Here is an 8,418-nt window from a genome sequence, read left to right on the forward strand (position 1 = left end):
CAATAGCAATACTGCCGTATACGCCACTCCCCACCGGCCCTCGCTCGTCATACGCTGAACTCGTCCCACGAAGAACCCCGACGTCAAGGAGAGTCCCTCATGTCCACACCCGCATCACTTCCGTATGCCTTCGTCGCCAAGATCGTCGCGGCCGATGGACAGCACGACGCGGTCGCCGATCTGCTCGCCGGCGCTGTCGCACTCGCCAACGAAGAAGTAGGAACGATTGTCTGGTTCGCGGTCAGGACCCACGCCGACACCTTCTGGATCTTCGATGCATTCCCCGACGAAGCCGCTCGCGACGCCCACGCCAACGGCGCCATCGTCGCAGCCCTGATGGCCAACCAGCACCTCCTCGGCGCAGCACCCGAGATCCTGGCGGCCGACGTCCTCGCGTCCAAGCTCCCGTAGTCCGCCAACGCACGAGACGATCGCGCCCCGCCGAGCCGTCGCCAGGTCGCGACGCAACGCCACGCTGCGTTGCCGAGCGGTGCGACGCCTATCGGCACACGGACAGGATGCCGGCCGCGAGCGCTCAGCCGGCGAGGGGTCCGTCGCAGAGGAGAGCGACGTCGGTGTCGGGCAGAGCCGTGAGGCCAGCGCATCGCGCGACCACCAGAACGGTTCGCCGGAGCCGCCTGTCGGAATCGAACGGACGACCTAATGACGTCGGCTTTGCGTCTATCGCTTGATGCGCCGACTGGGCGAACGAGCCGCTGACCTGCGCAAACGCCGAGCGTGGAGGACGCCGCCATCCGGTGGTGACCGACGACGACCGATCAGTACCGACCGTTTCACCGGAGCTTGCGGCGGCGTCGAAGCCGAGCAAGCTCCATTCTTCTAACTCACCGCGCCCTCCTCCTCGCCGGCCCCGTCGTCGGCGAAGACGTTTCAGGGGTCTTCTCAGATGACGGTGTAGGTCGGCCGGGCGCGTCGGTCCGCAGATAGACGTCGAGGTCTCCCGACGACGGAGGTTCCTACGCCATCCATCCGAAAGACCTCGACGTGTCCGACGCTACCCCGCCGGCCGGCTTCGGCCGCCCTGACCTGACCGCCTTCGCTCGACTCGACGGCCTCGGTCTGCACACCGGCGCGGACCTGCTCACCGACAAGCAGAGCGACAGGCTACGCGCGCTGTTCGTTGATGACGCTCACGTCGAGGTCGAGGCGACCTGGGGTGTCTACCAGCGCATGATCGCCGCCTATCGCCACGAGGACCGGCAACGTGGCCGCGAGCTCATGGAGAAGCTGATCACCGACCTCAGCGCCGGCGTCCCCAAGGTGCTCACCGAGCTCACCACCCTGGGCCGGACCCTGAAGAAGCGAGCCGCTGACGTGCTCGCCTACTTCGAACGACCCGGCACCAGCAACGGGCCGACCGAGGCGCTCAACGGACGGCTCGAACACCTGCGCGGCTCCGCACTCGGGTTCCGCAACCTGACCAACTACATCGCCCGAAGCCTGCTCGAGACCGGCGGCTTCAGACCCCAACTCCTACACCCCCGATTGGGATGAGCCGCTCAGCTCCGGCGCGGCCGCCCCGTGACGTGCTTCACCCCGTAGACGAGCAGGAGCAGGATGCCGCTCAGCTGCAGGGCGAGCGAGAAGCCGGAGGCGAACTCACCGGCCGGCCACACCAGCCTCAGCACCAGCGCGACGAACATCGCTGTGACTCCGACGACGAACAGGACTCGATTCCGCATCCGTCGAGTCGACCATCCGCACGCGCATCGGGGTCAGCCGGACGGCTCAGCTCAGGCGCTCGGTCAGGTGGACGGTGACGACGTCGCCGAGGTCCTTGCCGATCGTCTTCCGCAGTTTCGCGCTGATCGACAGCATGTGACCGCCGGCGCCGGTCGGCAGCAGGCCCGCGGTCACCGGCTCGCCGTCGACGGTGGCGACCACCTTCACGGACCTCCCTGTGCCGAGCAGCTCGACGGAGCCGGGCACCTCGACGCACGACCAGAGGTCGCCCTTCACGGCGACACCGATCGGGGCGGTGAAGGCGAGGTCCAGGGGGCCGGCGCTCATGCGCTCTCCTCCGCGGACGCCGCGCTCTCGCCGGAGGAGCCCTGCCCGCTGTACCGGTCGAGGATCTCGTCGTACATCGCGGCGTCGAGCAGACCATCGGACAGGGCCCGGCGGACCTCCTCGAACTCCCCCGGGTCGAGGGTCGTCCAGTCGAAGCCGTCGCTCGGCGATCCGGGCCGGTAGCGCCGGCGGCCGAGCTCGTCGACGGCCTGCTCCCGCGTCAGCTCCCCCGCGGCGAAGCGCTGCGCGATCCCGTACGGTGTCGCGCCGGAGAAGCCGGAGCGCACGTGCGGCAGCGCGGCGGCGGCCTCGATCCCGTCGGACACCTCGTCGATCGACATGCGGACCCCTCCCGTCCGAGGGTCCACCGACCCTCCCGTCGACCCTACGACGAGACGTCGCATCCCGGTCGGGCCGGGCGACGAGCACTGCCCGCGACTTGCGGCTACCGTTCCTCCATGACCGGACGCGCCGCTACGTCCCGGCACGAGTTCCGCGTCGACTCGCGCACGCTCGTCGCCCACGACTTCCTCGGCACTCGAGCCCCCCGCGCTGTCGTCGTCTGGTGCGGAGGGACACCGCACACCGGCGCACTCCTCGCTCCCCACGTCGACGCCGCTGCGGCGCGCGGCATCCGGCTCGTCTCCGTCGCCCGTCCCGGCTTCGGCGGCTCGATGCGCGCTCCCGGACGGAGCATCGCGGATGCGGCCGCCGATGTGCTCCGCGTCGCCGACCTGCTCGGGATCGAGCGCTTCGTGGTGACGGGCTACTCCGGCGGCGGCCCGCACGCACTGGCCGCCGGGGCTCTCGGAGGTGATCGCGTCCTGGGCGTCGCGACGTTCGGCAGCCCGGCGCCCTTCAGTGACGACGGAGCGTGGTTCGACGGCATGCAGGATCCGGGCGCTCTCCGCAGCGCGCGCGACGGCCGGGCTGCGCGCGAGGAGTGGGAGGAGACGGCCCGCTTCGATCCGGAGCAGTTCACCGGTGACGACTACTCGGCCCTCGACGGCCCGCTGACGGCGCTCGGCGCAGAGGCCGGACGCGCCTCGGAGCTCGAACAGGGCGGGAGCGTCGACGACGACCTCGCTCTCGTCATGCCCTGGGGAGTCGACCTCTCGCGCCTGGCGGCGCCGGTCCTCCTCCTCCACGGCGCCGCGGACAGGGTGGTCCCGGTCGCGCACGCGGAGCGGATCCGCCGCCTCCACCCGGCCGCGGAGCTCACGATCCGGCCCGGTCGAGGCCACATCGGCGTCCTGCTCGACTGGCCGGACGTCCTCGACCGCCTCCTCGCGGACGGGTTCTCCGGGGACCGCTCCGGCAGCGGAGGCTGAGCGTCTCATCGCGGCCGGCAGCGGATCCGACGCGGAAGGTGGGCCTGGAAGGGCCACGCTTCGGGAGGGCTCCCTCCGCGAGGATCACGGCATGGCCCCCCACACGGATCCCCGCCGATGACTCTGCAGGACCTCGCCGACGAGCTCGCCCAGGCTCTCGACCGCCCGGTGACGATCGAGGACGCCTCGAGCCGGGTGCTGGCCGCGACGCGCGCGCGCGAGGAGGCGCCTCACGACGGCGTGTTCCCCGTCCAGGATCCGCGGGGCCGGCTCGCGACCCTCCTCCTCCCCCGGGAGCGGCCCGCGCCGCTCACTCCGGCCGAGTACTCGCTCATCGACGCGGCCGTCGGAGCGATCCGCCGCCTCCTCGGCCCCTCGACGCGGGCGGGCGGCAGCTCCCGGCGCGCGGACGTCCTCGCGGCGCTCCTGTCGGGCGACGGCGGCACCCGGCGCGCCTCCTTCGCCGAGGCGGTCGAGCGCCGCTGGCTGCGCCGGGACGCCCAGACCGTGGTCCGCGCGGTGCGGCTGACCGGCCCGACCGGCTCCCTGCAGCGGACGGCGCTGGCGCGGCGGATTGACGCGAGCGCCGCCTCCGGCCTGACGTTCCTCGGCGACCAGGAGGGCGTGCTGTTCTTCGTGAGCGTGGAGGCGCCCGAGGCCGCCGCGGAGGCGGACGACGTCCTGCGGGCGGAGGCGCGCGGCCGCGGCACGGCCGTCGACGCGATCGGCTCGGCGCGCTTCGACGTCCGCGACGACGACCTCCTGCCGACCGCCGAGCGGGCCGCTCTCGCGGCGACCATCGTCGGCTCCCTGCCCGACGGCCGCGGCCGGGCCGACATCGCCGAGCTCGGGGCGTGGGTGCTCCTCGCCTCGATCGGGGCGGACAGCTCGCAGCTCGCCATGCTCTCGCCGGCCGCGGCGACGCTGCTCGAGCGGGGTGACGAGGTGCAGCGGCGGACGGTCGAGGCCTACCTCGACGTGCGCGGCAGTGTGCGGGAGGCGTGCGGACTCCTCCACATCCACCGCACCACGCTCTACTACCGCCTCGACAACCTGCCCGAGGCGGTCCGGGAGGCGCTCGACGACGGCCTCGCCCGCAGCACGCTGCACCTCTGCCTCAAGCTGATGAAGTTCCGCGACGGGCTCGAGCGGCGGCGGGCCTCGTGACCGTGGCCGGGGACCTCCCGCAGGTCCGCCTCTACGGGCGGCGCGAGAGCCGCGACGCGTGGGAGATCCGCGACCTCCTCTCGCGCAGCGTCGTCTCGTTCTCGTGGACGCCGATCGACTCGGACGAGCAGTGCCTCGCCGTCGCGGGGCATCCGCTCGCCACCGCGTCGCTCCCCCTCGTGGTGTTCCCGGACGGCAGCCGCGCCTCCGATCCGACGCTCGCCGAGGTCGCGGCCCGGCTCGGCTGGGTGGGCTCGCCGCGGCTCGCGGAGTACGACCTCTCCATCTACGGAGCCGGCCCGGCCGGGCTCTCGGCCGCCGTGTACGCCGCCTCGGAGGGGCTGAAGGTCGTGGTCCTCGAGCGCTCGGCCATCGGCGGGCAGGCCGGCTCGAGCAGCCTGATCGAGAACTACCTCGGCTTCCCGCACGGGATCGCGGGAGCCGATCTGGCCGAGCGGGCGCGGCAGCAGGCCGTCTCGTTCGGCGCCGAGCTGCTGCGGATGCGCGAGGGGATCCGCGGGCGCTTCGCCGACGACCGGATCCACGCGCTGCTCGCCGACGGGACGACCGTCGTCGCCCGCACCAACATCTGCGCCACAGGCATCCAGTGGCGCCGGCTCGGCCTCGAGCGCGAGGACGAGCTGCTCGGTGTCGGCCTCTACTACGGTGCCGGCACGAGCGAGGCGCCGCTCTGCGAGGGCGAGGACGTCGTGGTCGTCGGAGGCGGCAACTCGGCCGGGCAGGCCGTGATGAACCTCTCGGCGCACGCGCGGCACGTGACCATGCTGGTCCGCGGCCCGGATCTGGCCGACAGTCTCTCCTCCTACCTCGCGGAGCGCGTCGTCCGGCAGCCGAACGTGACGATCCTGCTCGACTCCCGCGTCACCCGCCTGCACGGCGCCGACGCCCTCGAGTCGATCGAGGTCGAGAACTCGGCGACCGGCGCGCACGGGGCGCTGGCCACCTCCCACCTCTTCGTCTGCATCGGCGGCGAGCCGGACACCACGTGGGCGGCGGAGACCGCGATCGTCCGCGACTCCGGCGGCTACCTCGTGACGGGACCGGACCTCGCCGGCGAGCACGCCGCTCCCGACTGGCCGCTCGAGCGGGCGCCGTTCTACCTCGAGACCAGCGTCCCCGGCTCCTTCGCCGCGGGGGACGTGCGCCGCAGCTCGGTCAAGCGCGTCGCCTCCGCCGTCGGCGAGGGCGCGATGGCCGTCACCTTCGCCCACCGCCACCTGCAGGAGACCTCGTGAGCCGCCGACTGCCGACGGTGCGCCACGGCGTCGGCTTCTGGATCGTCGCCGCGACCTTCCTGCTCGTGATGGCGTACTCGACGGTGCCGACTCCGCTCTACCCGCTCTACCAGCAGCTCGACGGCTTCCCACCGTTCGTGATCACCGTCGTCTTCGCCGCCTACGCGGTCGGAGTGATCGTGAGCCTGTACCTCGCCGGTCACGTCAGCGACTGGCTCGGCCGCCGCCGAGTGCTGCTGATCGCGGTGCTCGTCTCGGCGGTCTCGGCCGTGCTCTTCTCGCTGACGACGGAGGTGCCGGGGCTGATCGTCGCCCGCTTCGTCAACGGCGTCAGCATCGGGATGCTCACCGCCACGGCGACCGCCCACCTCGGCGAGCTGCGCGCCCGCGCCCGGCCGGACGAGAACACGATCGTCGCCGCGTCGATCTCGGGCGCGGTGAACCTCGGCGGACTCTCGCTGGGCCCGCTGCTCGGAGGGGTCTTCGCCGAGTTCCTGCCCGATCCGCTCCTCCTGCCGCACCAGGTGTTCCTGGTCGCGCTGCTCGTGGCGGGCCTGGCGCTGCTCCTCGTGCCCGAGACGGTCGACGTGCCGGAGACGGCGCCCGCCTACCGGCCGCAGCGGCTCTCGGTGCCGGCGGATACGCGCCGGGCGTTCCTGCTCGCGGCGTTCGGAGCGTTCTCGGCCTTCTCCGTCCTCGGCCTCTTCACCTCGCTCGCACCGACGTTCCTGGTGCAGACCTTCCAGGTGCGCGACCACCTGCTGGCCGGCGCGACGTCCTTCGCCGTGTTCGCCTCCGCGGCCCTCGGCCAGCTGCTGCTCGTGAAGGTGGGGATGCGCCTGCAGCTCTCGATCGCGGTGGCGGGCTGCGCGGTCGGGCTGACGGCGGTCGCGGCCGGAGCGATCGCTCCGCAGCTGGGAGTGTTCCTCGCCGGGGCCGTCGTCTCGGGCTTCGGGGTGGGGCTGCTCTTCAAGGGCTCGATCGGCACGGCGGTCGCCCTCGCGGATCCCGCCCGCCGGGGCGAGACCCTGGCGGTGGTGTTCCTGGTCGCGTACACGGGGCTCGCGGTGCCCGCGCTGGCGGCGGGAGCGGCGCTCGACCTCGTCACCGCGACGACGGTGCTGACGGTGTTCGCGGCGCTCGTGCTGGCGGCGACCGCGACGGCCGGCGTGCTGCTGCGCGCCCGCAGCGCGGCGGCCGGGCGATGAGCGGCGGAGCGGGGCGGCGCTGCGGCGTGCGGGCCGGCGGCCGGCCGGGTGCCGGCCGCGTGCACCCCGGACGGCCGCCCGCCGCGTCAGAAGTCCTCGCGCCGCTCCTGCTCGGCCTCGGCGGCCGGCTCGAGCGCGGCGAGATCCCCGAGCGCGAGGCGCAGCTGGCGCAGCAGCCACTCCTCGGTCAGCGCACCCGCGTCGAGCGCGTCCAGCCGGCGGAGGCGCTCGGCGGCCGACCCGGTGAGGTCGGCGGGCGTCCCGGCGCTCATGCGCCGTACCCCGCTCCGCGGAGCAGGCGGCGCAGGTCGACGAGCTGCTGCTCGTCCACGTCCTTGTGGTGCGGCCGGTGGAGGGTCTCGGTCGTCGAGCCGACCGTCACCGAGAAGGCGCCGTCGTGCTTCTCGTGGACGGTGCCGACGGCCTCGAGCAGCGTCAGCACGTCCGCCCAGAGGACGTTGTGGCTCGGCGAGTCCTCGAGCAGCCGCTCGAGGGTGTCTCGCTGGTTCGAGTGGAGGTGGCGGGTGTCGATCATGAACGGCCCTTCGGTGTCTGCGCACGCGCCCCGGTGGCGGTGCTCGGCGTCGCGTCCGACGGTAGGCGCGCGGGTGGAGCCGGTGCGCGAGTCGGATGACTCGAAGAGCGGACGCCGCGGGGCGGCCCCGCGAGAGGTGCGGTCCCCGCGAGAGGTGCGGCCGTGAATCCGGAGCCGGGCGACCGCCTCGACGAGGAGGACTCTCCCCGCACGCCCGCGCTGCCCGAGGCCGCCGTCTCCGCCGCGTCGCTCCCCGACCGGCCGGCCGCGTTCCTCAACGCCCTGCTGACCGAGCACTTCGTGCTGGAGTCGGCGCGCGGCATCACCGTGACGGAGTCGAGCAGCCGCGCCTCGCTCTACCTGACGATGCTCTCCAGCTCGCTCGTGGCCTTCGGCTTCCTCGCCCCGACCCGGTATGCGATGGGGTTCCTCGCGGTGATCATCCCGGTCGTCGTTCTGCTGGGGGTGTTCACCTACGAGCGGCTGGTGCAGACCTCGATGGAGGACATCGCCGCGCTGACGGCCATCCAGCGCATCCGCCGCTACTACGGGACCCTGCTGCCGGGCGCGGGCGCCTACTTCGCGGTGCCGCGCGGCCGCCACGCGCCGAACGAGCTGCTCGAGATCGGCCGGCGGCAGAGCTGGCGGGGCATCTTCTTCACGATGTCCTCGGCGATCGCGGTGGTCAACTCGATCGTGGCGGGCGCCGGAGTCGCGCTCGCGCTGACGCAGAGCGGCGCGGACGAGGTCCCCGCGATCGCGTGCGGGATGGCGGCCGCGGTCGTCCTCGCGGTGCTGCACGGGGTGTACCAGTTCCACCGCTACCGGCAGATGCGGCTGCGGATCGCCGAGGCGGAGGCGCTGGACGGGGTCGAGAGGGGGTGACGGGG

Annotated in this window: 11 protein-coding genes and 1 pseudogene; 7 read left to right on the top strand and 5 right to left on the bottom strand. The window is 73.0% G+C overall.

Annotation, left to right across the window (positions count from 1 at the left end):
• Positions 1 to 99: 99 nt before the first annotated feature.
• A complete protein-coding gene (locus tag C5C35_RS14285) occupies positions 100 to 411 on the top strand; it encodes a putative quinol monooxygenase (RefSeq protein WP_033107114.1) in 312 nt (103 codons plus the stop codon).
• A gap of 669 nt (positions 412 to 1,080) precedes the next feature.
• Positions 1,081 to 1,515, top strand: a pseudogene (locus C5C35_RS14295) (transposase); the annotation flags it as partial.
• A 5-nt stretch (positions 1,516 to 1,520) separates the two neighbouring features.
• On the opposite strand, the gene C5C35_RS14300 reads toward C5C35_RS14295, so the two are convergent.
• Genes C5C35_RS14300 through C5C35_RS14310 form a run of 3 tightly spaced genes read right to left on the bottom strand, consistent with a single transcriptional unit; the run spans position 1,521 to position 2,372 of the window.
• Positions 1,521 to 1,703 carry a hypothetical protein gene (locus C5C35_RS14300; protein WP_104263394.1) on the bottom strand — a complete coding sequence of 61 codons (183 nt, stop codon included), beginning with the start codon at positions 1,701 to 1,703 and terminating at the stop codon, positions 1,521 to 1,523.
• A 46-nt stretch (positions 1,704 to 1,749) separates the two neighbouring features.
• Complete coding sequence (locus tag C5C35_RS14305) at positions 1,750 to 2,031, bottom strand: DUF1905 domain-containing protein (RefSeq protein WP_104250445.1); 282 nt, start codon at positions 2,029 to 2,031, stop codon at positions 1,750 to 1,752.
• Positions 2,028 to 2,372: a hypothetical protein gene (locus C5C35_RS14310; RefSeq protein ID WP_104263395.1), complete on the bottom strand. Its 345-nt coding sequence runs from the start codon at positions 2,370 to 2,372 to the stop codon at positions 2,028 to 2,030. The genes C5C35_RS14305 and C5C35_RS14310 overlap by 4 nt, the downstream gene beginning before the upstream one ends.
• A gap of 117 nt (positions 2,373 to 2,489) precedes the next feature.
• Here C5C35_RS14310 and C5C35_RS14315 point away from each other — a divergent pair, with 117 nt between their 5' ends.
• From C5C35_RS14315 to C5C35_RS14330, 4 genes are all read left to right on the top strand, one after another.
• Positions 2,490 to 3,362 (top strand): alpha/beta fold hydrolase, encoded by an 873-nt coding sequence (locus tag C5C35_RS14315; RefSeq protein WP_104263396.1) that lies wholly within the window; start codon positions 2,490 to 2,492, stop codon positions 3,360 to 3,362.
• 117 nt (positions 3,363 to 3,479) lie between these two features.
• Complete coding sequence (locus C5C35_RS14320; RefSeq protein WP_104263397.1) at positions 3,480 to 4,529, top strand: helix-turn-helix domain-containing protein; 1,050 nt, start codon at positions 3,480 to 3,482, stop codon at positions 4,527 to 4,529.
• Positions 4,526 to 5,785: an NAD(P)/FAD-dependent oxidoreductase gene (locus C5C35_RS14325; protein ID WP_219814186.1), complete on the top strand. Its 1,260-nt coding sequence runs from the start codon at positions 4,526 to 4,528 to the stop codon at positions 5,783 to 5,785. Before C5C35_RS14320 ends, C5C35_RS14325 begins: the two co-directional genes overlap by 4 nt.
• Positions 5,782 to 6,993: an MFS transporter gene (locus C5C35_RS14330; RefSeq protein WP_258059553.1), complete on the top strand. Its 1,212-nt coding sequence runs from the start codon at positions 5,782 to 5,784 to the stop codon at positions 6,991 to 6,993. Before C5C35_RS14325 ends, C5C35_RS14330 begins: the two co-directional genes overlap by 4 nt.
• Before the next feature lie 86 nt (positions 6,994 to 7,079).
• On the opposite strand, the gene C5C35_RS14335 is transcribed toward C5C35_RS14330, so the two are convergent.
• Entirely contained in the window at positions 7,080 to 7,265 is a 186-nt protein-coding gene (locus C5C35_RS14335) for a hypothetical protein (RefSeq protein ID WP_104224778.1), read from the bottom strand.
• Positions 7,262 to 7,528, bottom strand: coding sequence for a hypothetical protein (locus C5C35_RS14340; RefSeq protein WP_104224777.1), 267 nt, complete (start codon positions 7,526 to 7,528; stop codon positions 7,262 to 7,264). The genes C5C35_RS14335 and C5C35_RS14340 overlap by 4 nt, the downstream gene beginning before the upstream one ends.
• A 162-nt stretch (positions 7,529 to 7,690) precedes the next feature.
• On the opposite strand from C5C35_RS14340, the gene C5C35_RS14345 reads away from it, so the two are divergent.
• A complete protein-coding gene (locus C5C35_RS14345) occupies positions 7,691 to 8,413 on the top strand; it encodes a hypothetical protein (protein WP_104224776.1) in 723 nt (240 codons plus the stop codon).
• Positions 8,414 to 8,418: the final 5 nt, after the last annotated feature.

Origin of the sequence: Rathayibacter sp. AY1F8 (assembly GCF_002932165.1) — a bacterium.
Classification (GTDB): domain Bacteria; phylum Actinomycetota; class Actinomycetes; order Actinomycetales; family Microbacteriaceae; genus Rathayibacter.

Coding starts and splice junctions, on each gene's coding strand:
- C5C35_RS14340 (WP_104224777.1), bottom strand. CDS start 7,528: ATGATCGACACCCGCCACCTCCACTCGAACCAGCGAGACACCCTCGAG.
- C5C35_RS14305 (WP_104250445.1), bottom strand. CDS start 2,031: ATGAGCGCCGGCCCCCTGGACCTCGCCTTCACCGCCCCGATCGGTGTC.
- C5C35_RS14320 (WP_104263397.1), top strand. CDS start 3,480: ATGACTCTGCAGGACCTCGCCGACGAGCTCGCCCAGGCTCTCGACCGC.
- C5C35_RS14310 (WP_104263395.1), bottom strand. CDS start 2,372: ATGTCGATCGACGAGGTGTCCGACGGGATCGAGGCCGCCGCCGCGCTG.
- C5C35_RS14300 (WP_104263394.1), bottom strand. CDS start 1,703: ATGCGGAATCGAGTCCTGTTCGTCGTCGGAGTCACAGCGATGTTCGTC.
- C5C35_RS14335 (WP_104224778.1), bottom strand. CDS start 7,265: ATGAGCGCCGGGACGCCCGCCGACCTCACCGGGTCGGCCGCCGAGCGC.
- C5C35_RS14315 (WP_104263396.1), top strand. CDS start 2,490: ATGACCGGACGCGCCGCTACGTCCCGGCACGAGTTCCGCGTCGACTCG.
- C5C35_RS14285 (WP_033107114.1), top strand. CDS start 100: ATGTCCACACCCGCATCACTTCCGTATGCCTTCGTCGCCAAGATCGTC.